This is a genomic window from Pseudomonas sp. HN11 (genome assembly GCF_021390155.1).
In the GTDB taxonomy this organism is placed as follows: Bacteria; Pseudomonadota; Gammaproteobacteria; order Pseudomonadales; family Pseudomonadaceae; genus Aquipseudomonas.
On sequence record NZ_CP089985.1, the window covers coordinates 377,631 to 402,237 of the forward strand.

Below are 24,607 nucleotides of genomic sequence, written 5' to 3' on the forward strand. Positions count from 1 at the left end.
TGAAGATGTCCCAGGCAACAAAAATCACCCTCGCCGATATGCCACTACGCTGGCAGGACGTCGTCGCCGTCGCCCGCCACGGCGCCGTGCTCGAACTCTCGGGCCAGGCCTGGGCGCGCATCGACAACGCCCAGGCCATCGTGCAGCGTATCGTCGCCAGTGGTGAGCGCGCCTATGGCGTGAACACCGGCCTGGGCGCGTTGTGCAATGTGTCGCTCAAGGGCGAACAACTCAGCCAGCTGTCGCGCAACACCCTGCTGAGTCATGCCTGCGGCGTCGGCCCGGTGCTGAGTGACGAGCAGACCCGCGCGATCATCTGCGCGGCGATCATCAACTACAGCCACGGCAAATCCGGCTTGCATCCGCAGGTGGTGCATTCGTTGCTGGCGCTGCTCAACCATGGCATCACACCGCACGTGCCGTCCCAGGGTTCGGTGGGTTACCTGACCCATATGGCCCATGTAGGCGTGGCCTTGCTGGGTGTGGGCAATGTGAGTTATCGAGGCCGCATCGTTCCGGCTCAAGAGGCCTTAAGCGCGGAAGGTTTGCATCCGGTAGTCCTCGGCGCCAAGGACGGCCTGTGTCTGGTCAACGGCACGCCGTGCATGACCGGCCTGAGCTGCCTGGCCCTGGCCGACGCTCATCACTTGCTGCAATGGGCCGACGTGATCGGTGCCATGAGCTTCGAAGCCCAGCGCGGCCAGATCGATGCCTTCGACGAAGAAATCATCGCCCTCAAACCGCACCCAGGCATGCAACAAGTCGGCGTCAACCTGCGCGCCCTGCTCGATGGCAGCGAAGTGATCGCCAGCAGCAAAGGCATCCGCACCCAGGATGCCCTGAGCATCCGCTCGATCCCGCAGATCCATGGCGCTGCCCGCGACCAGGTGGAACATGCCACGCGCCAGATCGAGACCGAACTCAACAGCGCCACCGACAACCCGCTGGTACTCGGCACACCGGACAGCTACCGCGTGGTGTCCCAGGCCAACCCGCACGGACAGTCGGTCGCACTGGCGGCAGACATGCTGACGATTGCCATGGCCGAAATCGGCTCGGTGGCCGAACGCCGCCTGGACCGCCTGATCAACCCGCACGTCAATGGCTTGCCGGCATTCCTGGTGAGCAACCCCGGGGTCAACTCCGGGATGATGATCGTGCAGTACGTCGCCGCCTCATTGTGTGGGCAAAACCGCCAATTGGCGCAGCCGGCAGTGCTCGATAACTTCGTCACCTCGGGCCTGCAGGAAGACCATCTGAGCATGGGCACCAATGCCGCGCTCAAGCTGCACCAGGTGTTGGCCAACGTGACGCAGATCCTCGCCATCGAGTACTTGCTGGCGGCCCAGGCGTTCGAGTTCCTCAAGGACCAACGCTTCGGCGCCGGCACCGACCGCGCCTGGCGCCTGCTGCGTGAAGTGGTGCCGGCTTATGAGCAGGACCGCTGGCTGGCACCGGACATTGCGGCCGCCGCCACGCTGCTCAAAGACACCGACTTACCGAATTTGCACTGAAGACTTATTCAAAAGAACAATTCAAAAGGAGTATGAATGTGACTGCGCTAAACCTGATTCCAGGCCAACTGAGCCTTGCCCAACTGCGAGCCATCTACCAGCAGCCGGTAACCCTCAGTCTGGATGACAGCGCCACGGCGCAGATCGAAGCCAGTGTCGCCTGCGTGGAGCAGATTCTCGCCGAGAACCGCACCGCCTACGGCATCAACACCGGTTTCGGCCTGCTGGCCTCGACCCGCATCGCCAGCGAAGACCTGGAAAACCTCCAGCGCTCCCTGGTGTTGTCCCACGCCGCCGGCGTCGGTGAGCCGATCAGCGATGCGCTGGTGCGGCTGGTCATGGTGCTCAAGGTCAACAGCCTCAGCCGTGGGTTCTCCGGGATCCGCCGCCAGGTGATCGACGCGTTGATCGCGCTGATCAACGCCGAGGTGTACCCGCATATTCCGTTGAAGGGCTCGGTCGGTGCCTCCGGCGACCTGGCGCCTTTGGCACATATGTCCCTGGTGCTGCTGGGCGAAGGCAAGGCGCGCTACAAGGGCGAATGGCTGGAAGCCACCGAAGCGCTGAAGGTCGCCGGCCTCACGCCGCTGACCCTCGCCGCCAAAGAAGGCCTGGCGTTGCTCAACGGCACCCAAGTGTCCACCGCCTATGCCCTGCGTGGGCTGTTTGAAGGCGAAGACCTGTTCGCCGGCGCCCTGGCGTGCGGCGCGCTTACCGTGGAAGCGGTATTGGGTTCGCGCTCGCCGTTCGACGCGCGGATCCATGCCGCACGCGGCCAGCAAGGGCAGATCGATTCGGCAGCGGCCTATCGTCACCTGCTGGGTGAAAGCAGCCAGGTGTCCCAGTCGCACCAGAACTGCGACAAAGTGCAGGACCCATACTCCTTGCGTTGTCAGCCACAAGTCATGGGCGCGTGCTTGACCCAGTTCCGCCAGGCCGCTGAAGTGCTGGTGGTAGAAGCCAACGCCGTGTCGGATAACCCGCTGGTATTTGCCGCCGAAGGCGACGTGATTTCCGGCGGTAACTTCCACGCGGAACCGGTGGCCATGGCCGCTGATAACATGGCGCTGGCCATCGCTGAAATCGGCTCTCTCAGCGAGCGTCGTATCTCGCTGATGATGGACAAGCACATGTCGCAACTGCCGCCGTTCCTGGTGGGCAATGGCGGGGTGAACTCTGGTTTCATGATCGCCCAGGTGACCGCTGCCGCGCTCGCCAGCGAAAACAAGGCGCTGGCCCATCCCCATAGCGTCGACAGCCTGCCGACTTCGGCCAACCAGGAAGACCATGTGTCCATGGCCCCGGCTGCGGGCAAGCGCCTGTGGGAAATGGCCGAGAACACCCGTGGCATTCTCGCTGTGGAATGGCTGGCTGCGTGCCAGGGCCTGGACCTGCGCGACGGCCTGAAAACCTCGCCTGCGCTTGAAAAGGCACGTGGGATTCTGCGCGACAAAGTGGCGTTCTACGACAAGGACCGCTTCTTCGCCCCGGACATCAACGCCGCCAGCGAATTGCTCGCCACTCGCTGCCTGAATGAGCTGGTGCCGGCCAATCTCCTTCCGAGCCTGTAACCGCAACACCCTGTAGTGAGCGGGGCAAGCCCGCTCACTACAGTTGTCAGGCGCCAGGTTCGGATTTTTCTCAGGATAAAAATAATTAAGGACGAGAAATGCACCAGCAAGAGAAAGGATTGAAACGCGGGCTCAGCGCCCGACATATTCGCTTCATGGCACTCGGTTCCGCGATCGGCACCGGGCTGTTCTATGGCTCCGCTTCCGCCATCCAGATGGCCGGCCCCGCTGTGCTGCTGGCCTACCTGATCGGCGGCGCCGCCGTGTTCATGGTGATGCGCGCCCTCGGCGAAATGGCCGTGCACAATCCGGTTTCCGGCTCCTTCGGCCAGTACGCCAGCACTTACCTTGGCCCTATGGCCGGGTTTATCCTCGGATGGACCTATGCCTTTGAAATGATCATTGTCTGCCTGGCCGACGTGACCGCCTTCGGTATCTATATGGGCTTCTGGTTTCCCGACGTCGCGCGTTGGGTCTGGGTGCTCGGCATTGTGTTTCTGATCGGCGGCCTGAACCTGTGCAACGTCAAAGTGTTTGGCGAAATGGAGTTCTGGCTGTCGCTGCTCAAGGTCGGCGCCATCGTGGCGATGATCCTCGGTGGCTTCGGCATCATGCTGTTCGGTATCCATTCGGCCGGTGAACCCCACGCCAGCGGCCTCAGCAACCTGTGGGCCCATGGCGGCTTCATGCCCAACGGCATCGGCGGCCTGATCGCCTCGTTCGCGGTGGTGATGTTTGCCTTTGGCGGTATCGAAATCATCGGCATCACCGCTGGTGAGGCCAAGGACCCTCAGCGCGTGATCCCCAAGGCGATCAACGCGGTGCCGCTGCGCATCCTGCTGTTCTACGTGCTGACCCTGTTTGTGCTGATGGCCATCTATCCATGGCCGCAGATCGGCAGCCAGGGTAGCCCATTCGTACAGATATTCAGCAACCTCGGCATCGGCTCGGCGGCGACCATCCTCAACATCGTAGTGATCTCGGCGGCGGTCTCGGCCATCAACAGTGACATTTTCGGCGCCGGACGCATGATGTACGGGCTGGCCCAGCAAGGGCAGGCGCCCAAGGGTTTCGCGCAGTTGTCCAGACACGGCGTGCCGTGGATGACCGTGGTGGTGATGGGCGCGGCGCTGCTCGGCGGTGTTGTACTCAATTATCTGATCCCGGAAAACGTGTTCTTGCTGATCGCCTCGATTGCCACCTTCGCCACCGTTTGGGTATGGCTGATGATCCTGTTCACCCAGGTCGCCATGCGCCGAGCGATGAGCAAAGAGCAGGTGACCGAGCTGAAATTCCCCGTGCCGTTCTGGCCCTATGCGCCGGCAGCCGCCATTGTCTTCATGCTGTTCGTGTTTGGCGTGCTGGGTTACTTCCCGGACACTCAGGCCGCATTGTTGGTCGGTGCCGTGTGGATCGTGCTGCTGGTGCTGGCCTACCTGCTGTGGGTCAAACCCGTGGCCGGGCAAGCGGCCAAGGCTCATCACGACCCGGCTTTGTCTCATCGTTAATCTAGGGAGGCGTTGATGAAAACGCTTTGGCAACACTGCCACGTCGCAACCATGGCACAGGGCAAATACTCGATCATCGAGGATGCCGCCATGGTCACAGTGGATTCGCTCATCGAGTGGATCGGCCCCCGCAGCCAGGCACCCACGGCGGATTACGCCCACGTGCATGACCTGCAAGGCGCGTGGGTCACCCCCGGGCTGATCGACTGCCACACCCATACGGTGTTCGGCGGCAACCGCAGCGGCGAATTCGAGCAGCGCCTCGAAGGCGTGAGCTACGCCGAGATCGCGGCCAAGGGCGGCGGTATCGCCAGCACCGTGCGCGCCACCCGTGCGGCGACGGAAGATGAACTGTTCGCCAGTGCTGAAAAGCGCCTGCGCAGTCTGCTGCGCGACGGCGTGACCACCGTGGAGATCAAGTCCGGCTATGGCCTGGACCTGGCCAACGAACGCAAAATGCTGCGGGTGGCGCGTCGCCTCGGTGAAGCGCTGCCGGTCAGCGTACGCGCCACGTGCCTGGCGGCCCACGCCTTGCCGCCGGAGTACAAGGACCGTGCCGACGATTACATCGACTACATCTGTGCCGAGATGCTGCCGGCGTTGGCGGCCGAAGGGCTGGTTGACGCAGTGGATGCCTTCTGCGAATACCTGGCGTTTTCCACTGAACAGGTGGAGCGCGTGTTCAAAGTCGCCCAGCAACTCGGCCTGCCGGTGAAGCTGCACGCCGAGCAGCTTTCGTCGCTGCATGGCTCCAGCCTGGCCGCGCGCTACCAGGCGCTGTCGGCGGACCACCTGGAATTCATGACCGAAGAAGACGCCATCGCCATGGCCGCCTCCGGCACCGTCGCGGTTCTGCTGCCGGGTGCGTTCTACTTCCTGCGCGAAACCCAGTTGCCGCCGATGGACGCCCTGCGCAAGCACGGCGTAAAGATCGCCATCGCCAGCGACCTCAACCCCGGCACCTCGCCGGCATTGTCGGTACGTCTGATGCTGAATATGGCCTGCACGCTGTTCCGTATGACCCCGGAAGAAGCCCTGGCCGGCGCCACCCAACATGCGGCTACCGCGTTGGGCATGGGCGACACCCACGGTTCGCTGGAAGTGGGCAAGGTCGCGGATTTTGTCGCCTGGCAGATTGATCGTCCCGCCGACCTGGCCTATTGGCTGGGCGGCGAGCTGGATAAACGCGTCGTGCGCCATGGCGTCGATGTCACTGTTTGAGGAGTGTTGCTGTGGATAAGGTTCTGAACTTCAAACAAGGCCGTGTGCCGCTGCTGATCAGCATGCCCCACGCCGGTCTGCGCCTGACACCAGCGGTGCAGGATGGGTTGATCCCCGAGGCGCAAAGCCTGCCGGACACCGATTGGCACATCCCCACGCTGTATGACTTTGCCGAAGAACTGGGCGCCAGCACTTTGGCGGCCGAGTACTCGCGCTTCGTCATCGACCTTAACCGTCCCTCCGACGACAAGCCGCTGTACGCGGGCGCCACCACCGGCCTGTACCCGGCCACGCTGTTCGATGGCGTGCCCTTGTTTCGTGAAGGGCATGAGCCGTCTGAAGAAGAGCGCGTGACCTACCTGCAAAAAATCTGGGGCCCGTATCACCGAACCCTGCAAGAAGAGTTGGCGCGGCTCAAGGCTGAATTCGGCTACGCCTTGCTGTTCGATGCCCACTCGATCCGCTCGGTGATCCCGCACCTGTTCGAAGGCAAGCTGCCGGACTTCAACCTCGGCACCTTTAACGGCGCCGCCTGTGATCCGGGGCTGGCCAGCCAGTTGGAGGCCATTTGCGCGGCGCATCCGCAGTACACCCATGTGCTGAACGGGCGCTTCAAGGGTGGCCACATCACCCGGCACTATGGCGACCCGGCGCAGGATATCCATGCGGTGCAGCTGGAGTTGTGTCAGAGCACCTATATGGAAGAGGTTGAGCCGTTCCGTTATCGACCGGATCTGGCCGAGCCGACACGGGTGGTGTTGAAACAACTGATGCAGGGTTTGTTGGCGTGGGGGCAGAAGCGCTACGGCTGACCGTCTGTCGCCTGGGTGCAAAACCCGGTCGCCACAGGTCGTTTTTATCGAGGTCTCGCTGGGTAAGGTTGTGGATACGGCGCGTCAGACGCCACTCCTACAATAAAGCTGCCGAGTGAGACCTTTTCCATGAAAAAACTGTTGTTGACCCTCACCGGCGCCGCGTTGCTCAGCGCCAATGTCATGGCCGCCGAGCCGGCCTCCTGCAAGAACATCCGCATGGGCGTGGTCAGTTGGACTGACGTGGTCGCCACCTCCGGCATGGCTGACGTGCTGCTCAATGGTCTGGGCTACGACAGCAAACAGACCAGCGCCGTGCAGCAGATCATTTTTGCCGGCATCCGCGACAAACGCCTGGATATCTTCCTCGGCTACTGGAAACCGGCGATGGACAACAACATCGCGCCCTTCCTTTCGGCCAAGCAGGTCAAGGTGTTCGACACGCCCAGCCTCGCCGACGCCCAGGCCACTCTGGCCGTGCCGCAGTACGTGGCCGATGCCGGCTTGAAGACCTTTGCCGATATCGCCCGCTTCAAGGACAAGCTGGGCGGCAAGATCTATGGCATCGAGCCGGGCAGTGGCGCCAACACCGATATCCAGAAAATGATCGACACCAACCGCTTCGGCCTTGGCGGCTTCAAGCTGGTCGCCTCCGGTGAAGCAGGGATGCTGGCGGCGGTGCAGCGTGCGGTGAATCGCAAGGAGTTTGTGGTGTTCGTCGGTTGGACTCCACACCCGATGAATATCAACATGAAGATGGCCTACCTCACCGGCAGTGAAGACGTGTTCGGCCCCGACGAAGGCCGCGCTACTGTTTCTACTGTCACCGCGCCTGATTTTGCCGAGCGCTGCCCCAACGCCAATCGCTTGCTGGAGAACCTCACCTTCACCGCCGCCCAGGAAAGCCAGTTGATGGTGCCGATCATGGAGCGCAAATCCCCTCAGGACGTGGCCAAGCAATGGTTGCGTGATCATCCCGAGGATTTGCAGCGCTGGCTGGCGGGGGTCAAGGCGTTTGATGGCAGCGACGGCGTGGCGGCTGTGCAAGCCAGCCTCAAGCCTTGAGGACAACACCGGACAAATGTGGGAGCGGGCTTGCTCGCGAGGGGGGGGTATCAGGTATCAAATAGCTGCCTGACACGCCGCCTTCGCGAGCAAGCCCGCTCCCACAGTTTGATGTCCACCGTCAGGGATATTTGCGCATGTACCCGATTTCTCCTCAGCTCGCCGCCTTCGTCGCCGAGACCGAATCCTTCGCCAGCGACGACTCGTCGCTGGTTGGGCTGCGCACAGGCTATGACCGCATGTGCTGTGCATTCACCCCGACGCAACCCGAAGGCTTGCAGGTCGAGGACTTCACCCTGGCGGGCGTGCGTGTGCGCAGTTATCTGCCCACCGTGCCTACTCCTCCTGATGGCTGGCCATGCCTTCTATATATGCACGGCGGCGGTTGGGTGGTGGGCGGGCTGGATTCCCACGACTTCATCTGCTTTGAACTGGCCAGCGCCCTGCAGGTGCTGGTGATCGCTATCGATTATCGCTTGGCGCCTGAGTATCCGTTTCCTGCCGCCTATGAAGATTGCCGCGCCGTGTGGCAAGCGATCCAGGCAGGGCAGGGGCTTCATGCGATCAATCTGCAGCGTCTGGTGGTGATTGGCGACAGCGCCGGCGGCAACCTGGCGGCGGCATTGTGCCTGGGGTTGCGTGACCACCGGCAGCCACTGCCTCGGGCCCAGGTATTGATCTATCCGGGGTTGGGCGGTCCTTCCGACTTGCCGTCTCGGCGTGACTGCATGGACGCGCCGTTGCTCAGCAGCGCCGACACCGACTACTACCTGGCGCTGTACCTGCAGGGCAGCGGCAAACCGTCGCCCTACGCCATGCCGCTGCTGGCCGCAGACTTCAGCGGTTTACCCAAGGCATTCATCGCCGTGGCCCAGTTCGACCCATTGCGCGACGACGGCATGCTCTACGCCGAACGCCTGCAAGCGGCAGGCGTGGCCGCTGTGCTGTATCCCGGCAAAGGCCTGGTGCACGGCTGCCTGCGGGCGCGGCGGCAGGTGCCGGAAGTGGACCGGCTCTACGACTACCTGCTGGATTACCTGTGGAGCGAAGGGCTGACACAGGTCTAAGTGCTCTAGGACATGCTCATTGCACAATTCGGGTTTATAGTGCCAGACGGCAGAATAATAGACGTCCCCCCAGGGATGAACCCGAACCCCTACGGAGCGCGCAATGCAGACTTGGTACCCGCAGATCAAACCCTACGCCCGGCACGATCTGGCCGTCGATGACATCCATACCCTGTACGTCGATGAAAGTGGCTCTCCCGAAGGCTTGCCCGTTGTCTTCATCCACGGCGGCCCCGGTTCCGGGTGCGATGCCCAGAGCCGCTGTTATTTCGACCCGAACCTGTACCGCATCGTCACCTTCGACCAGCGTGGCTGCGGCCGCTCTACCCCGCGCGCCAGCCTGGAGAACAACACCACCTGGGATCTGGTCGCCGACCTTGAGCGCATCCGCGAACACCTGGGCATCGAAAAATGGGTGTTGTTCGGTGGGTCGTGGGGTTCCACCCTGTCCCTGGCCTACGCGCAAACCCACCCCGAGCGTGTGCACGGCCTGATCGTGCGCGGCATTTTCCTGGCCCGCCCGCAGGACATTCACTGGTTCTACCAGGAAGGGGCCAGCCGCCTGTTCCCGGATTACTGGCAGGACTACCTCGCGCCGATTCCGCCGGAAGAGCGCCACGACATGATCGCGGCCTACCACAAGCGCCTCACCGGCAACGACCAGATCGCCCAGATGCACGCTGCCAAGGCTTGGTCCGGCTGGGAAGGGCGCATGCTGGGCCTGTGCCCGAGCCCTCAGCATGTGGAGCGGTTTTCCGAGCCGCAACGCGCCTTGTCCATCGCACGGATCGAGTGCCACTACTTCACCAACAACTCGTTCCTGGAACCCAACCAGCTGATTCGCGATATGCACAAGATCGCTCATCTGCCTGGCGTAATCATCCATGGACGCTACGATATGATCTGCCCATTGGACAACGCCTGGGAGTTGCACCAGGCATGGCCCAACAGTGAGCTGCAGGTGATTCGCGAGGCCGGCCATGCGGCGTCCGAACCCGGCATCACCGATGCATTGGTGCGTGCGACCAGTGAAATGGCGCGGCGCTTGCTTGACCTGCCGCCTGAAGAAGCATGAAGGGTCTGTTGCAACGGGTGCGCGGCGCCCGGGTCGAGGTGGCGGGCGAAATCGTCGGCGCCATCGACCAGGGTTTGCTGGTGCTGGTAGCTGTCGAGCCTGCGGATACGCCGCAGAGTGCCGATAAACTGTTGCACAAGCTGTTGAACTATCGGGTGTTCAGCGACGACGAAGGCAAGATGAACCTGTCGTTGAAGGATATTGACGGTGGTTTGCTGCTGGTGTCGCAGTTCACCCTGGCGGCGGATACCAAGAGCGGGCTGCGGCCAAGCTTCTCCACGGCGGCCCCGCCAGCCCTGGGAGCGGCGCTTTTTGATCACTTGTTGTTACAAGCGCAACAATTGCATGGCAAGGTGGCCTCAGGGCGTTTTGGCGCCGATATGCAGGTGCATTTGGTCAATGATGGCCCTGTGACCTTCCTCTTACAGACATGAATGTATTAAAAACGACTTTTAATGCCTAAAAACGCGGGGTTTCGCTACAAATACTTCGTTATCCCTGATGCGTTGTCTCGCGGGCTACTAGATAATCGCGCGCTACGGGGATCAGCGTTGTTTGGTCCATTTTTGACTTAGGTAGAGACTTGTCCGACAACCAATGGGGAATCATTTTGTCCCAGGGGAGTCGGAACAATGCTCGCCAACCTGGCATATAGATAGCTGGCCGTTGGTTTTTTGATCTGTTTTCGGCGAGGGTTGCTCGTGATTGTTAGTCCCTGTAATGCACCAAAATTGTCTGCCAAACGGTTACGAAACGCACTGGTGACGGGCTCCGCCCTGTTTTGCCTGTTCGGCGCGGGTCAACTGTGGGCATTCAGTCTGGATGATGTGTCGGCCAAGGCAAAAGAGCTGGCCGGGCAGAAATACGAAGCTCCGCGCAGCAATCTGCCGAACGAATTCCGCGAAATGAAGTTCGCGGACTATCAGAAGATTCGTTTCCGCAACGAAAAAGCCGAGTGGGCCGATCAGAACACCCCATTCAAGCTGTCCTTCTATCACCAGGGTATGCATTTCGATACACCGGTGAAAATCAACGAAGTCACCGCCGACAGCGTCCAGGAAATCAAATACGACCCGACGCGCTTCGATTTCGGCGACGTGAAGTTTGATCCTAAAGCCACCGAACAGCTGGGTTATGCCGGCTTCCGTGTGCTGTACCCGATCAACAAGGCCGACAAGCAAGACGAAATCATGACCATGTTGGGCGCGAGCTACTTCCGCGTCGTCGGCAAGGGCCAGGCGTATGGCCTGTCTGCCCGTGGCATGGCGATCGACACCGCATTGCCGTCCGGCGAAGAATTCCCGCGTTTCACCGAGTTCTGGATCGAGCGTCCAAAACCGGGCGAGAAGCAACTGGTGATCTTTGCCCTGTTGGACTCCCCACGGGCTACCGGCGCGTACCGCCTGGTCCTGCGCCCAGGCACCGACACCATTGTCGATGTGAAATCCCAGATGTTTCTGCGCGACAAGGTCAGCAAACTGGGCGTTGCCCCGTTGACCAGCATGTACCTGTTCGGCGCGAACCAGCCTTCCAAAGTGCTGAACTACCGTCGTGAACTGCACGATTCCAGCGGTCTGTCGATCCATGCCGGCAACGGCGAGTGGATCTGGCGCCCGCTGAACAACCCTAAACACCTGTCGGTCAGCAACTTCACCGTAGAGAACCCGCGTGGTTTCGGCCTGCTGCAACGCGGTCGCGACTTCAGCCACTACGAAGACCTCGACGACAACTACGACAAGCGTCCAAGCGCCTGGATCGAACCCGAGGGCGACTGGGGCAAAGGCACCGTCAACCTGGTAGAGATCCCGACTGCCGACGAAACCAATGACAACATCGTTGCTTTCTGGAGCCCGGAAAAACTGCCGGAAGTGGGCCAGCCTCTCGACGTTTCCTACCGCCTGCACTGGACCATGGACGAAAAGTCGCTGCACCCGGCCGACAGCGCCTGGGTCAAGCAGACCCTGCGTTCCACCGGTGACGTGAAGCAATCCAACCTGATCCGCCAGCCTGACGGCAGCGTGGCCTACCTCGTTGACTTCGAGGGCCCGTCCCTCAAGGCCCTGCCATCGGACGCCGCAGTGCGCAGCCAGGTGAGTGTCAGCGACAACGCCGAGCTGGTTGAGAACAGCGTGCGCTACAACGAACACACCAAGGGCTGGCGCCTGACCCTGCGCATGAAGATCAAGGACGCAGGCAAGCCGACCGAAATGCGCGCCGCGCTGGTGCAAGATGTACCTCCGCCGGCTCCTGAGCAAGACTCGAGTCACGTACTCAAGGCTGACAAGGTCCTGGCCAAGCAACACGAGAAACAGGCCAAGAAAGACGCGAAAGACAAGGAAGCCAAGCAGCCAGAAGCTGCCCCAGCCACACCGGAGCCGATCAAGACCGAGCAAGTCCTGACCGAAACCTGGAGCTATCAGTTGCCTGCCGATGAGTAACTCTCAAGTCCAGCCAGAGACTCTGCACGAGTATCTGGCGCATCTACCGATGACCGCTGAGCAGCGCGCCGAACTGGCGGGTTGCACATCCTTCACCGAGTTGCACGAACGCTTGTCGTCGTCGACGTTCGACGCGCCCATCGATGCCGCCCAGGCATCGGTTGGCCGCCGATTGACCCTCAACACCGCCGAAGAGCTGCAAGACGCCGAAATGCTGGCGGTCGACGCCGCTGGCCGCGTGTGTCTGAAGGCCACGCCGCCGATCCGTCGTACCCGCGTGGTCCCGGAGCCGTGGCGCACCAATATTCTGGTGCGCGGCTGGCGTCGTATCACCGGGCGCAGCAACCCTCCGGCCCCGCCGAAGGATGAGCGCGTATTGCCGGCCGCGCGCTGGCGTACCGTGGGTTCGATCCGCCGGTACATCCTGCTGGTGCTGATGCTCGGCCAGACCATCGTTGCCGGTTGGTACATGAAAGGCATCATGCCGTACCAGGGCTGGTCGCTGGTCGACTTCGACGAAATCCGCAACCAGACCCTGCTGCAAACCGCTACCCAGGTGCTGCCCTATGCCCTGCAAACCAGCATCCTGATCATGTTCGGGATCTTGTTCTGTTGGGTGTCGGCTGGTTTCTGGACCGCGTTGATGGGCTTCCTGGAATTGCTGACCGGGCACGATAAATACCGGATCTCCGGTAAAAGTGCCGGTGACGAGCCGATTCCCAAAGACGCTCGCACCGCGCTGGTGATGCCGATCTGCAACGAAGACGTGCCTCGGGTATTCGCCGGCCTGCGCGCCACGTTCGAGTCGGTGGCCGCCACCGGCGATCTGGATCGCTTCGACTTCTTCGTGCTCAGCGACAGTAATGATGCCGACATCTGCATTGCCGAACAGCAAGCCTGGCTCGACGTGTGCCGCGAAGCCGGTGGCTTCGGCAAGATCTTCTATCGCCGTCGCCGCCGTCGCGTAAAGCGCAAGAGTGGCAACCTCGACGACTTCTGCCGCCGTTGGGGCGGGGATTACAAGTACATGGTCGTGCTCGACGCGGACAGCGTGATGAGCGGCGAATGCCTGACCAGCCTGGTGCGCCTGATGGAAGCCACGCCGGATGCCGGGATCATCCAGACCGCGCCGCGTGCGTCGGGCATGGACACCTTGTATGCGCGTATGCAGCAGTTTGCTACCCGCGTGTACGGGCCGCTGTTCACCGCCGGTTTGCACTTCTGGCAGCTGGGTGAATCCCACTACTGGGGTCACAACGCAATCATCCGCATGAAGCCGTTCATCGAGCACTGCGCCTTGGCGCCATTGCCGGGTAAAGGCGCGTTCGCCGGCTCGATTCTGTCCCACGACTTCGTTGAAGCTGCGCTGATGCGCCGCGCCGGCTGGGGCGTGTGGATTGCCTACGACCTGCCGGGCAGCTATGAAGAGCTGCCGCCGAACTTGCTGGATGAACTCAAGCGTGACCGTCGCTGGTGCCACGGTAACCTGATGAACTTCCGCCTGTTCCTGGTTAAAGGTATGCACCCGGTGCACCGCGCGGTTTTCCTGACCGGCGTGATGTCTTACCTGTCGGCGCCGTTATGGTTCCTGTTCCTGGTCTTGTCCACGGCCCTGTTGGCGGTGAACACGCTGATGGAGCCGCAGTACTTCATGGCGCCACGCCAGTTGTACCCGCTGTGGCCGCAATGGCATCCGGACAAGGCAGTGGCGCTGTTCTCCACCACCATCGTGTTGCTGTTCCTGCCGAAACTGCTGAGCATCATCCTGATCTGGGCCAAGGGCGCGAAAGAGTTCGGCGGCAAGTTCAAGGTGACGATGTCGATGCTGCTGGAGATGCTGTTCTCCATGCTGCTCGCACCGGTGCGGATGATTTTTCACACCCGCTTTGTACTGGCAGCGTTCCTCGGCTGGGCGGCGACCTGGAACTCGCCCAAGCGCGATGACGACTCCACCACCTGGGGTGAGGCGTTCAAACGCCATGGCACCCAGACCCTGCTCGGCTTCCTCTGGGCGTTGCTGGTGGTCTGGTTGAACCCAAGCTTTCTGTGGTGGCTGGTGCCGATTGTCGGGTCGTTGATGCTGTCGATTCCGGTGTCGGTGATTTCCAGCCGGGTCAATCTGGGCCTCAAGTCTCGTGATGAGAGCCTGTTCCTGATCCCTGAGGAATACAATCCGCCGCAGGCGCTGCTGTCTACCGACCAGTACACCCACGAAAACCGCTGGCACGCGTTGAATGACGGTTTCGTGCGCTCGGTGGTCGACCCGCAGCAGAACGCCCTGGCCTGCGCCCTGGCGACCTCGCGTCACGGTCAGGCCGAGCCGATCGAGTACCTGCGCGCCGAGCGTGTTCGCCATGCGTTGAAAGTCGGCCCTGCCGGTCTCAACAACGGCGAGCGCCTGGCCTTGCTCAGTGACCCGGTCGCCCTGGCTCGCCTGCACGAGCACGTCTGGAGCGAGGGCCATGCCGAATGGCTCGCTGCCTGGCGTGACTCGGTCAAGGCTGATCCGCACGCGCCGTTGCTGCCGCTGCAACCGCTGTCGTCCCAGGCCCAACCCGCCTGATTCAGACGCCCCCGAGGGCTCACCTCGGGGGGCGTCGAAGCGCTGGTCCTACAGCGTTGCCCGCTTCGTCCTCTCTCGCGCTAACCTCTTGTTTTTTCGAAACAAAAGACCCTCATTGAGGCGTATTTCCGTGCCCGTCGCTGAGTTAGCATCGCCCCCCGGATTTGACTCGCCACTGGGGTATTCATGAGCAAAGGCTATTGTTCGGCGCTGCTAATAAGCGCTGTCGCATTGATTCACATAGGTTTGGCACAGGCCGGCGCGATTGACGACGCCGTTCGACGCGGCGTACTGAAAGTCGGCACTACGCCCACTTATGTACCCTTCGAAATGACTGACAAACAGGGCCGTATCGTTGGCTTTGAAATCGACCTGCTCAATGTCATGAGCCAAGCCCTGGGCGTGGAGCTTGAGTTGATTGCGGTGCCTTACACCGAACTGGTGGCGGGGCTGCAGGCGAAACAGTTCGACCTGATCGGCAGCGGCATGACCGTCACCCAGGAGCGCAACCTCAAGCTGAACTTCAGCGACTCGTTCATCGTGGTTGGCCAGTCCGTGCTGTTGCATCCACGCCTTGCGGGCAAGGTCACCAGTGTCGAAGACCTGGACGATGCCAGCTTTCGAATCGCGACAACCGAAGGCACCACCGGCGAGGCGGCGGCCCGACGGTTTCTGGGGGCGGCCCGACTCAGCAGTTTTGCAACGCCGGAGGAGGGGGTACGCGAGGTGGTGCAAGGCAAGGCGGATGCCTTTATTCATGACGCACCCTATAACCTTATTGCCCTGGGGCGTCCGGAAAACAGCGCACTGCTGGCGCTGGAGCAACCTTTCACCTTCGAGCCCCTGGCATTTGGCTTGAATAAAGGTGATTTCGACAGCCTCAACTGGATCAACCACTTCCTCAACCAGGTTGCCCAAGATGGGACTTACGATCGCTTGCACGACAAGTGGTTCAGAGACACTGGATGGCTGACGGAAATCGACTGAAAGCAATAACTGCTTACACATCAATCCCTTGCCCGGGTCGTCTACGCACCGGTCTATCCCTGCGCTTCGCTGCACCCTTGTGGGGCTTTTCCGACATACGCCGACAACAAATAGCCGTGAAACCTTTGTGACAGCAGGCGAGTGGGTTAGGATCGCACCCCGAAATGGTGCAGCCCTTTTTCGCACCGACCTTATAAGAATCGTTCAGGGGACTTGATGATGAAAAAGTATCTTTCGATGCTGCTGCTTGGCGTCACCGCGTTCGTGGCGGCCAATGTGGCCCAGGCCGGCGCGATCGATGATGCCGTCAAGCGTGGCACGCTGAAAGTCGGCATGGACCCGACCTACATGCCGTTCCAGATGACCAACAAGCGCGGCGAAATCATTGGCTTCGAAGTCGACATCCTCAAGGCCATGGCCAAGTCCATGGGCGTCAAGTTAGAGCCGATTTCTACCGGCTACGACGGCATCATCCCCGCCCTGTTGACCAATAAGTTCGACATGATCGGCAGCGGCATGACCCTGACCCAGGAACGCAACCTGCGCCTGAACTTCAGCGAACCCTTCATCGTGGTTGGCCAGACCCTGCTGATCCGCAAGGAACTGGAAGGCACCATCAAGTCCTACAAAGACCTGAACGACGAGAAATATCGCTTGACCTCCAAGCTGGGCACCACCGGTGAAATGGTCGCCAAGAAGTTGATCTCCAAGGCCAAGTATCACGGCTACGACAACGAGCAGGAAGGCGTGCTGGACGTGGTCAACGGCAAGGCCGATGCTTTTGTGTATGACGCGCCCTACAACGTGGTTGCCGAGAAAAAAGTCGGTAACGGCAAGCTGGTGTACCTGGAAGAACCCTTCACCTTCGAACCCCTGGCGTTCGGCCTGAAGAAAGGCGATTACGACAGCATCAACTTCATCAACAACTTCCTGCACCAGATCCGCAACGATGGCACCTACGATCGCATCCATGACAAGTGGTTCAAGAGTTCTGAGTGGCTCAAGGACATGGAATAAGGCTTTAGACCGAGTCGCGCCCTTCGCGAGCAAGCCCGCTCTCACATTTTGACTGCATTCTCATGTTGGAACTCGGTCAAGTGTGGAGCGGGCTTGCTCGCGAAGGCGGGCTGACAGGCGATACACATCCCGGAACCTGAAATGAAACAGAAAAAAGCCCAATGGCCCTGGCACCTGCTGACCGTGGTCGTGCTGGTCAGCCTGGCTGGCGCCTTGTACTACGCCACCTCGTTGATGTCCTACGAGTGGCGCTGGAACCGCGTGCCGCAGTACTTCGCCTACCAGGCCGAGACCTCCCAGCGCGCCGCTGATATCTCCACGGTCGTTGAGCTGGTGCGCAAAGGCGATGTCGCCGAAGTAACCCTGCGCAACGACGCAGGCGTCGAACAGAAGCTGACCGTTGCCGACAACAGCCTGCAAGTGGCACGTGGTGACGACGTGGCCGAGGGCGACGTGGTTGGCGTAACCCGCCACTGGGCGCTGGGCCCGCTGATGTGGGGTTTGTGGACCACGCTGTGGCTGTCGGTGGTCTCCGGCATCCTCGGCTTGATCATAGGCCTGGCTACCGGCCTGTGCCGTTTGTCCAGCAACCCGACCCTGCGGGATCTGTCGACGATCTACGTCGAACTGGTGCGCGGTACGCCGCTGCTGGTGCAGATCTTCATTTTCTATTTCTTTATCGGCACGGTGCTCAATCTGTCCCGGGAATTTGCCGGGATCGCCGCGCTGTCGCTGTTCACTGGCGCCTATGTAGCGGAAATCGTCCGCGCTGGTGTGCAGTCCATCGCCCGTGGCCAGAACGAAGCCGCGCGATCCCTGGGCTTGAGTGCCAGTCAGTCGATGCGTCACGTGGTATTGCCGCAAGCCTTCAAGCGCGTGCTGCCACCGCTGGCTGGGCAATTTATCAGCCTGGTGAAGGACACGTCGCTGGTCTCGGTGATTGCGATTACTGAACTGCTCAAGAGCGGCCGCGAAGTGATCACCACCTCGTTCTCGCCGTTTGAAATCCTGTTCTGCGTCGCAGGCCTGTACCTGCTGATCAACCTGCCGCTGTCGAAAATGGCCAGCCGGCTTGAGCGGAGGCTCGCGCAAAGTGATTGAAGTCCGCGACCTGGTAAAAGTCTTCGACACCCGTGGCCAGGTAGTCCGCGCGGTCGACAATGTGACCACCCAGGTGGCCAAGGGCGAAGTGCTGGTGGTGATCGGCCCGTCCGGCTCCGGCAAGTCGACCTTCCTACGTTGCCTCAATGGCCTGGAAGCGTTCGATTCGGGTTCGGTGAGCATCGACGGCCTGCAACTGGCCGACCCCAAGACTGACGTAAACGCCTATCGCCGCGAAGTCGGCATGGTGTTCCAGCACTTCAACCTGTTCCCGCACATGACCGTGCTGGAAAACCTGTGCCTGGCGCAGAAAGTCGTGCGCAAGCGCGGCAAGAAGGAGCGCGAGGCCAAGGCCCTGGCGTTGCTGGAAAAGGTCGGCATTGCGCAGAAGGCCAATGAGTTTCCGTCACGCTTGTCCGGCGGTCAGCAGCAACGGGTCGCGATTGCCCGGGCCCTGGCAATGGACCCCAAGGTCATGCTGTTCGACGAACCCACCTCGGCGCTGGACCCGGAAATGGTCGGCGAAGTATTGGACGTAATGAAAACCCTGGCCCTGGAAGGCATGACCATGGTCTGCGTCACTCACGAAATGGGCTTCGCCCGTGAAGTGGCCGATCGGGTGCTGTTCTTCGATCATGGCAAGTTGCTTGAAGACGCCGCCCCGGCCGAGTTCTTTGATGCGCCGAAAGACCCGCGTGCCCAGGCCTTCCTGCGCCAGGTCCTATAACCTGAATTTACCCACCAGCGCCTGTAGATCCAGGCTCAGCCGGGACAACTGAACACTCGCCGCTGCCGTTTCCTCACTGGCGGTGGCGGTTTGTTCGGATACATCGCGCACCTTCAACACACTGCGATTGATCTCTTCTGCCACCGCGCTTTGCTCTTCAGCGGCAGCGGCGATCTGCGGGTTCATTTCCTGGATGATCGAGACTGTACGGATAATCGCCACCAAGGCATCGCCCGCGTCGCGGCTCAGGTCGACGCTGTAGTCAGTCAGCGCGCGGCTGGCGTCCATGATATCGGCCACCTGCTGGGTGCCGGTGTGCAACCCGAGTATCAGCCCTTCGATCTCTTCAGCGGATTCCTGCGTGCGTAAAGCCAGGCTACGCACTTCATCGGCGACCACGGCGAACCCTTCGCCTGCCGAGCCAGCCCGCGCGGCTTCAATGGCGGCGTTCAGGGCGAGCAGGTTGGTCTGCTGCGACACGGACTTGATGACATCCAGCACGCCCCCGATCTTTTGGCTCTCCTGTTGCAAAGCAACCATCGCCTGGCTGGCGCGCGCCATTTCGTGGGCCAGATGGCCAATCTGCTCCACGGCCTGCCCGACAACCTTGTCCCCTGCAGTGGCTTGTTCATCGGCCTCATTGGCCGCCACCGAGGCTTGTTCGGCGTGCCGCGCAACTTCCTGGGCGGTGGCGAGCATTTCATTCATCGCTGTCGCGACCTGGTCGGTTTCGTCTTTCTGATTGCTGATCCCGGCGCGGGTCTGCTCCGTCACCGCCGACAGCTGTGTGGCGGCGCTGGCGATTTGCCGGGCGCTGTCACCGATGCCGCTGATCAGGCTTCGCAGGTTGCGGGACATGTCGCCTATGGTGAGTTGCAGTTGGCCCAACTCATCGCTGCGTTGCGCCTGGATATCTTGACTGAGATCGCCCTGGGCGATGCGATTGGCGGACGCCAGTACCTGGCGAAGGGGCAGTGTGATCTGCCGGGCGATCCACCAGGCAGCCAGGGCACCGAATAGCAACGCCGCCATCGTGACGCTGATGAGCTGCGTGCGCGTATGGTCCGCTTCGGTGTCGCGTTTGAGTGTCTGGCTTTGGCTCACCGATTCGCTGTGTTCGAGCAACTGGTTGAGCTGTTGTTCCAACCGGTTCTGGGCGGTTTCGGTGGTCAGTTGAGCCTCCTTGAGTTTTATCAACTGAGCGCGATAGTTCGCCAGATCGGTTCCAAGCGGGGCGGAGTCGACTGGTAGGCTGGCCACGGCGGACTGAGCGATGTCCATGGCCTGGAGTGTCTTATCGAGTGCTTCGGCATAGGCTTGCAGTGACTCGGCAGCCCAGGCGGGGTTCTGGGCACGATCCTCGGCCCGCTCCATGGCCTGGCGCAGGTTTTCAATGGCATCCAGCGCCTGTTCGTCTTGCTGGTCAGGCAAGTCGCTGGCCAGCTGTGCGAGCGTGTCACTGGCTTGCAGTGCGGCCGAATGGAGCGCAGGACGGATGTTTTCGCGCTGCTCAAGCAACGGTGGCAGTTCCACCAGGCCGGCTTTGAAGCGGGACACCAAACGCTCGGCGTCCATGATGCGCTGCAGGTCGGCGGAATCTTTAAGGTGGTTCGACAGGTAGCCGAGGTGTTGATCGATTTGTGCAATCTGCAGCTTCATTTTGCCCAGGCTTGCGGTGTCTGCAAGCGTTCGGTAAACGATACGGTCCGCACGCAGGGCCTCGGCGACAACCGCCAGTTGGTTCAAGGCCGTCAGGTTGCTTGAACGGAACAGCACGGCGTTCAGCGCTTGCCAGCCTGTCATGGCAATGACGAAGCTGAGGATCAGCACTTGGCCGAAGCCCAGGGCGAGCTTGAGACGGACGCTGGCATTGTCCAGCAAGCGGGTCAGCCGAGAAAACATGATGAACCTCCGAATCTGAAAAAGCGTTTCGCAACAAAGGAAACGCTAATTCGATTCGGGGTGATGCTGGGCTGATAACTACGTAGGACGTTTCATAAAGTGTGGGTCAGATCCGGAAGCGCCCCACCAGCGTTTGCAGGTAAATGCCCAGGCGGGCCAGTTCGGCACTGGACGCGGCGGTCTCTTCACTGGCCGAAGAGGTCTGCTCCGACACATCACGCACATTAAGCACGCTACGGTTGATTTCCTCAGCCACCGCGCTTTGCTGTTCGGCGGCGGTGGCAATCTGCGAGTTCATCGCCTGGATGGTCGAGACTGTCCGGGTGATGCTCGCCAAGGCACTGCCGGCCCGGCGGGTCAGCTCGACACTGCTGTCGGTCAGGCCACGGCTGTTGTCCATGATGGTGGCGACCTGCTGGGTGCCGTTTTGCAGGCCGACGATCAGCTCTTCGATCTCTTCGGTGGACTTTTGCGTGCGTTGGGCCAGGCTGCGCACCTCGTCGGCCACCACTGCAAAACCACGCCCGGCTTCGCCTGCGCGTGCGGCTTCAATCGCAGCGTTGAGGGCCAACAGGTTGGTTTGCTGGGCCACCGATTTGATCACGTCGAGCACGCTGCCGATCTTGTCGCTTTCACGCTTCAGATCGCCCATGGCGACCGTGGAGTTACCCACTTCGGTGGCCAGTCGTTCGATCTGCGCGATGGCTTCGCCGACGACCTTGTCACCTTCACGGGCCTGTTGGTCAGCGGCTACGGCAGCTTCGGAGGCTTCCTCGGCATTACGTGCGACTTCTTGCACGGTTGCGGCCATTTCGTTCATGGCGGTGGCGACCTGATCGGTTTCGACCTTCTGACTGTTGACCCCGGCGCTGGTCTGCTCGGTGACCGCCGACAATTGCTCGGCAGCGCTGGCGATCTGGGTGACGCCGTCGCTGATCCCACCGATCAGCTCGCGCAGGCCGACGGTCATGCTTTGCATGGCGCGTTGCAGTTGGCCCAGCTCATCCTGGCGCATGGAGGTGAGGTTGTGGCTCAGGTCACCCGAGGCCACGCGCTCGGCCACCTGGAGGGTCTGGTTCAGCGGGATGATAATCTGGCGCGTGATCGCCCAGGCAGCCACCAGGCCAAAGATCAGCGCCAGCACGGTCGCCAGCAGCAAGAGTTGTTTGGCGTGCGCGGCGTCGGTGTCGCGTACCACGGTTTGCGACGTGGTGAGTTGTTCGCTGTGGCTCAGCAGGGTGTCGCCCTGGGCACTCATGATCTTCAACGCGGCAGCGGCGGCCGTCTGGGAGTCGCGGTACTGGCTGACGGCAGCGCGGTAGGCTTGCAGCGAGGTGCCGGCCTCTTGCAGGTTGGCCTGGTACTGCGCCGGCAGTTGCCCTTCAAGTTCGGTGATTTTCTTCAGGGCATTGTCGATGGCATCCAGGGCCGGTTGCTCGGCCTCAACCTTGCCGCTGTAGGTGTAGCCACGCACCTGGAAGCGCGCTTGCTGGATCAGTTTGCTCAGGTCGACCACGCTGTTGAACTGCGTGACGCTGTCGCCTTGCAGCAGGGACTTTTCTACCTCACTGATCTTGGCCACCGCGTTGTCGGCCGTGTCGCCCAGCCTGCTGCGCGCGCCTTCGCGCTTGAGTCCGGCCTGGACCATGGCGCCGAAGGCTTTTTTGTATTGGTTCAGGGCGTCCTGTTGCTGTTCCACCAGAGCCTTGTCGTCGGGTTGCTCAATCAGGTCGGCGGCGGTTTTGAGGCCGCTATCCAGTTTGGCGATCAGGTTATTGACCGCGTCCGTGCCTTGTTCGCCGCGACGCATTTCGAAGTCCAGGCGCGCCAGGCGCAGGTCCTTGGTCATCCCGTTGAGGCTGGAAATATAGCCCAGCTTGTCACCGCGACTGATCACATCGCCCAGGCCGGTCCAGCCGGTGAAGGTGATCATTAATGTCAGCAGTAACACCAGGCCGAAGCCCACGCCGAGTTTGGTTTTGACGCTGACATTCCCCAGCTTTTCGGCTAACCAACGATACATGCTGCGAACTCCCCTGGAACAAGGCTTGGACTTATTCAAAGGTTATCGGCTGTCAGGGAGATATCTGTAGGAAATGAGGATTTGTAGTGAGCGGGGCAAGCCCGCTCACTACAAAGCACGTATCAATGGTGTTAGAAGAGGCGGGCGAGCAGGGCGGTGACGGCGGTTTCGACGCGCAGGATACGCGCGCCCAATTGCACGGGCTGCAAGCCAGCCTTGGTCAGCAGGTCCACCTCGTAGGGAATCCAGCCACCTTCCGGGCCGATGGCCAGCGTCACCGGCTCATCCAGCCCACGGGGGCAGGCCGGGTAATCACCGGGATGGCCGATCAGGCCCAGGGTGCCCTCGGTCATGGCTGGCAGGCGGTCTTCGACGCACGGTTTGAAACGCTTTTCGATAATGATCTCGGGCAACACCGTGTCTCGTGCCTGTTCCAGGCCCAGAATCAATTGCTCGCGAATCGCCTCGGGTTCCAGGAACGGGGTTTGCCAGAAGCTCTTTTCGACTCGGTAGCTGTTGACCAGCACTACCTTCGGCACGCCCATGGCGGCCACGGTCTGCAACACCCGACGCAGCATCTTCGGGCGTGGCAGGGCCAGCAGCAGGGTCAGCGGCAGCTTGGCCGGTGGTGGCTGGTCGAAGCTCACTTGCAGCTCGGCCTCTGAAGCTTCCAGCCGCAGTAACTGCGCATTGCCCATCAGCCCGGCGATGCGGCCGACGCGCAGGCTGTCGCCGACGGCGGCGCGGTGGACTTCCTGCATGTGCACCAGGCGCCGATCACGCAGCACCACTCGGTCGGCCGCAATGAAGTCAGCCTCTTCGAGGAGCAGCAGGTTCACGGCTGGGTCGCTGGCGGCTGGTCATCCGTGTGTTCGCCACGCTTGCTGATCAAGCCACTGAACAGGATGCCGATCTCGAACAGCATCCACATCGGCACGGCCAGCAGGGTCTGGGAGAAGATGTCCGGCGGTGTGAGGATCATGCCGACCACAAAGCAGCCGATGATCACGTACGGGCGGATCTTCTTCAGGTAGGCCACGTTGACCACGCCGATCCACACCAGCAGCACCACGGCCACCGGGATTTCGAAGGCCACGCCAAAGGCGAAGAACAGCGTCATCACGAAGTCGAGGTAGCTGGTGATGTCGGTCATCATTTCCACGCCGGCCGGGGTGGCGGCGGCGAAGAACTTGAAGATCAGCGGAAACACCAGGAAGTAAGCGAACGCCATGCCGGTGTAGAACAACAGGATGCTCGACACCAGCAACGGCACCGCGATGCGCTTTTCATGCTTGTACAGGCCCGGCGCGATAAAGCCCCAGATCTGGTGCAGGATCACCGGGATCGCCAGGAACAGCGAGACCATCATGGTCAGCTTCAACGGCGTGAGGAACGGTGACGACACATCGGTGGCGATCATCGTCGCACCGGCCGGCAAATACTGGCGCAGCGGCGTCGAGACGAAGGTGTAGATCTGCTGGGTAAAGGCGAACAACCCGGCAAAGATAATGAAGATGGCCGCTACGCAACGCAGCAGGCGGGTACGCAGCTCGGTGAGGTGCGAGACCAGCGGCATATGCTGGTCGTTTTCCGGTTTATCAGCGCTCATGGGGCTCGCGGCGGCAATGTAGGGTCATGGGGCGCCGGCGACGCGGTGGGCGTCGGCGCAGGCTCGGTTGCAGCGGTCGGTGCCACGGGGATGACTTCAGCGGCAGGCGCGATGCTGTTTTCGACGACGGGCGCCGCCGGTTTGGCGGGCTCCTGCACCGGTGACAGAATCTTGCGGGCTTCTTGTTCCAACGAAAGAATGTGCTCGTTGTGCAGTTGCCGACGGATCTCGTCGGCGCCGATTTCCCGTTCAACTTCCTGTTTGATGGCGTTGAAACTGCGTTTCAGGCGCCCGATCCACAGGCCGGCCGTGCGTGCTGCACCGGGCAGGCGTTCCGGCCCCAGTACCAGCAAGGCTACGAGGCCGACGAGCAGCAGTTCAGAGAAGCTGATACCAAACATTAGTCA

Annotated in this window: 20 protein-coding genes and 1 pseudogene; 15 read left to right on the top strand and 6 right to left on the bottom strand. The window is 61.4% G+C overall.

The window, feature by feature from the left end:
• Positions 1-5: 5 nt before the first annotated feature.
• From hutH (LVW35_RS01750) to LVW35_RS01820, 15 genes are all read left to right on the top strand, one after another.
• Positions 6-1,514: a histidine ammonia-lyase gene (gene hutH / locus LVW35_RS01750; protein WP_233893416.1), complete on the top strand. Its 1,509-nt coding sequence runs from the start codon at positions 6-8 to the stop codon at positions 1,512-1,514.
• A gap of 32 nt (positions 1,515-1,546) precedes the next feature.
• The gene (gene hutH, locus LVW35_RS01755; RefSeq protein ID WP_233893417.1) at positions 1,547-3,085 is read left to right on the top strand and encodes a histidine ammonia-lyase; all 1,539 of its coding nucleotides are present in this window, start codon (positions 1,547-1,549) and stop codon (positions 3,083-3,085) included.
• A 98-nt stretch (positions 3,086-3,183) separates the two neighbouring features.
• Positions 3,184-4,593, top strand: coding sequence for an amino acid permease (locus tag LVW35_RS01760; protein ID WP_233893418.1), 1,410 nt, complete (start codon positions 3,184-3,186; stop codon positions 4,591-4,593).
• A 15-nt stretch (positions 4,594-4,608) separates the two neighbouring features.
• Entirely contained in the window at positions 4,609-5,814 is a 1,206-nt protein-coding gene (gene hutI / locus LVW35_RS01765; RefSeq protein ID WP_233893419.1) for an imidazolonepropionase, read from the top strand.
• Between the two features lie 11 nt (positions 5,815-5,825).
• Positions 5,826-6,626, top strand: a complete 801-nt coding sequence (gene hutG / locus LVW35_RS01770; protein WP_233893420.1) for an N-formylglutamate deformylase — start codon at positions 5,826-5,828, stop codon at positions 6,624-6,626.
• Between the two features lie 129 nt (positions 6,627-6,755).
• Positions 6,756-7,691 (top strand): choline ABC transporter substrate-binding protein, encoded by a 936-nt coding sequence (locus tag LVW35_RS01775; RefSeq protein ID WP_233893421.1) that lies wholly within the window; start codon positions 6,756-6,758, stop codon positions 7,689-7,691.
• Between the two features lie 137 nt (positions 7,692-7,828).
• Entirely contained in the window at positions 7,829-8,758 is a 930-nt protein-coding gene (locus tag LVW35_RS01780; RefSeq protein WP_233893422.1) for an alpha/beta hydrolase, read from the top strand.
• A gap of 103 nt (positions 8,759-8,861) precedes the next feature.
• On the top strand, positions 8,862-9,833 hold the full coding sequence (gene pip, locus LVW35_RS01785) for a prolyl aminopeptidase (protein ID WP_233893423.1): 972 nt from the start codon (positions 8,862-8,864) through the stop codon (positions 9,831-9,833).
• Entirely contained in the window at positions 9,830-10,267 is a 438-nt protein-coding gene (gene dtd / locus LVW35_RS01790) for a D-aminoacyl-tRNA deacylase (RefSeq protein WP_233893425.1), read from the top strand. The genes pip and dtd overlap by 4 nt, the downstream gene beginning before the upstream one ends.
• Positions 10,268-10,534: 267 nt before the next feature.
• Positions 10,535-12,271, top strand: coding sequence for a glucan biosynthesis protein G (locus LVW35_RS01795; RefSeq protein WP_326489598.1), 1,737 nt, complete (start codon positions 10,535-10,537; stop codon positions 12,269-12,271).
• The gene (gene mdoH / locus LVW35_RS01800; RefSeq protein ID WP_233893426.1) at positions 12,264-14,834 is read left to right on the top strand and encodes a glucans biosynthesis glucosyltransferase MdoH; all 2,571 of its coding nucleotides are present in this window, start codon (positions 12,264-12,266) and stop codon (positions 14,832-14,834) included. Before LVW35_RS01795 ends, mdoH begins: the two co-directional genes overlap by 8 nt.
• 186 nt (positions 14,835-15,020) lie before the next feature.
• On the top strand, positions 15,021-15,821 hold the full coding sequence (locus LVW35_RS01805; RefSeq protein WP_233893427.1) for a transporter substrate-binding domain-containing protein: 801 nt from the start codon (positions 15,021-15,023) through the stop codon (positions 15,819-15,821).
• Positions 15,822-16,040: 219 nt separating this feature from the next.
• Positions 16,041-16,838 (top strand): transporter substrate-binding domain-containing protein, encoded by a 798-nt coding sequence (locus tag LVW35_RS01810; protein WP_233893428.1) that lies wholly within the window; start codon positions 16,041-16,043, stop codon positions 16,836-16,838.
• A gap of 141 nt (positions 16,839-16,979) precedes the next feature.
• Positions 16,980-17,939, top strand: a complete 960-nt coding sequence (locus LVW35_RS01815) for an amino acid ABC transporter permease (RefSeq protein ID WP_233893429.1) — start codon at positions 16,980-16,982, stop codon at positions 17,937-17,939.
• Positions 17,932-18,666: an amino acid ABC transporter ATP-binding protein gene (locus LVW35_RS01820; RefSeq protein ID WP_233893430.1), complete on the top strand. Its 735-nt coding sequence runs from the start codon at positions 17,932-17,934 to the stop codon at positions 18,664-18,666. The genes LVW35_RS01815 and LVW35_RS01820 overlap by 8 nt, the downstream gene beginning before the upstream one ends.
• Here the strand turns inward: LVW35_RS01820 and LVW35_RS01825 are convergent.
• The 6 genes and pseudogenes from LVW35_RS01825 to tatB form a co-directional block, all read right to left on the bottom strand.
• Positions 18,661-20,568, bottom strand: coding sequence for a methyl-accepting chemotaxis protein (locus LVW35_RS01825; protein ID WP_233893431.1), 1,908 nt, complete (start codon positions 20,566-20,568; stop codon positions 18,661-18,663). The two genes, LVW35_RS01820 and LVW35_RS01825, sit on opposite strands and share 6 nt — an antisense overlap.
• Before the next feature lie 106 nt (positions 20,569-20,674).
• On the bottom strand, positions 20,675-21,547 hold the full coding sequence (locus LVW35_RS29035) for a methyl-accepting chemotaxis protein (protein WP_392396927.1): 873 nt from the start codon (positions 21,545-21,547) through the stop codon (positions 20,675-20,677).
• Positions 21,533-22,591, bottom strand: a pseudogene (locus tag LVW35_RS29040) (methyl-accepting chemotaxis protein); the annotation flags it as partial. The pseudogene LVW35_RS29040 and the gene LVW35_RS29035, both read right to left, overlap by 15 nt.
• 131 nt (positions 22,592-22,722) lie before the next feature.
• The gene (locus LVW35_RS01835) at positions 22,723-23,430 is read right to left on the bottom strand and encodes a 16S rRNA (uracil(1498)-N(3))-methyltransferase (RefSeq protein WP_233893434.1); all 708 of its coding nucleotides are present in this window, start codon (positions 23,428-23,430) and stop codon (positions 22,723-22,725) included.
• Positions 23,427-24,200 (bottom strand): twin-arginine translocase subunit TatC, encoded by a 774-nt coding sequence (gene tatC / locus LVW35_RS01840; RefSeq protein ID WP_233893436.1) that lies wholly within the window; start codon positions 24,198-24,200, stop codon positions 23,427-23,429. The genes LVW35_RS01835 and tatC overlap by 4 nt, the downstream gene beginning before the upstream one ends.
• On the bottom strand, positions 24,197-24,601 hold the full coding sequence (gene tatB, locus LVW35_RS01845) for a Sec-independent protein translocase protein TatB (RefSeq protein ID WP_233893437.1): 405 nt from the start codon (positions 24,599-24,601) through the stop codon (positions 24,197-24,199). Before tatB ends, tatC begins: the two co-directional genes overlap by 4 nt.
• Positions 24,602-24,607 lie beyond the last annotated feature (6 nt).

Bases quoted from the DNA above. Each gene is read 5' to 3' on its own strand.
- tatC (WP_233893436.1), bottom strand. From the start codon at position 24,200: ATGAGCGCTGATAAACCGGAAAACGACCAGCATATGCCGCTGGTCTCG.
- LVW35_RS01825 (WP_233893431.1), bottom strand. From the start codon at position 20,568: ATGTTTTCTCGGCTGACCCGCTTGCTGGACAATGCCAGCGTCCGTCTC.
- hutH (WP_233893417.1), top strand. From the start codon at position 1,547: ATGAATGTGACTGCGCTAAACCTGATTCCAGGCCAACTGAGCCTTGCC.
- mdoH (WP_233893426.1), top strand. From the start codon at position 12,264: ATGAGTAACTCTCAAGTCCAGCCAGAGACTCTGCACGAGTATCTGGCG.
- LVW35_RS01810 (WP_233893428.1), top strand. From the start codon at position 16,041: ATGAAAAAGTATCTTTCGATGCTGCTGCTTGGCGTCACCGCGTTCGTG.
- dtd (WP_233893425.1), top strand. From the start codon at position 9,830: ATGAAGGGTCTGTTGCAACGGGTGCGCGGCGCCCGGGTCGAGGTGGCG.
- pip (WP_233893423.1), top strand. From the start codon at position 8,862: ATGCAGACTTGGTACCCGCAGATCAAACCCTACGCCCGGCACGATCTG.
- LVW35_RS01775 (WP_233893421.1), top strand. From the start codon at position 6,756: ATGAAAAAACTGTTGTTGACCCTCACCGGCGCCGCGTTGCTCAGCGCC.
- LVW35_RS01780 (WP_233893422.1), top strand. From the start codon at position 7,829: ATGTACCCGATTTCTCCTCAGCTCGCCGCCTTCGTCGCCGAGACCGAA.
- LVW35_RS01805 (WP_233893427.1), top strand. From the start codon at position 15,021: ATGAGCAAAGGCTATTGTTCGGCGCTGCTAATAAGCGCTGTCGCATTG.
- LVW35_RS01760 (WP_233893418.1), top strand. From the start codon at position 3,184: ATGCACCAGCAAGAGAAAGGATTGAAACGCGGGCTCAGCGCCCGACAT.
- tatB (WP_233893437.1), bottom strand. From the start codon at position 24,601: ATGTTTGGTATCAGCTTCTCTGAACTGCTGCTCGTCGGCCTCGTAGCC.
- LVW35_RS29035 (WP_392396927.1), bottom strand. From the start codon at position 21,547: ATGCAAAGCATGACCGTCGGCCTGCGCGAGCTGATCGGTGGGATCAGC.
- LVW35_RS01815 (WP_233893429.1), top strand. From the start codon at position 16,980: ATGAAACAGAAAAAAGCCCAATGGCCCTGGCACCTGCTGACCGTGGTC.
- hutH (WP_233893416.1), top strand. From the start codon at position 6: ATGTCCCAGGCAACAAAAATCACCCTCGCCGATATGCCACTACGCTGG.
- hutI (WP_233893419.1), top strand. From the start codon at position 4,609: ATGAAAACGCTTTGGCAACACTGCCACGTCGCAACCATGGCACAGGGC.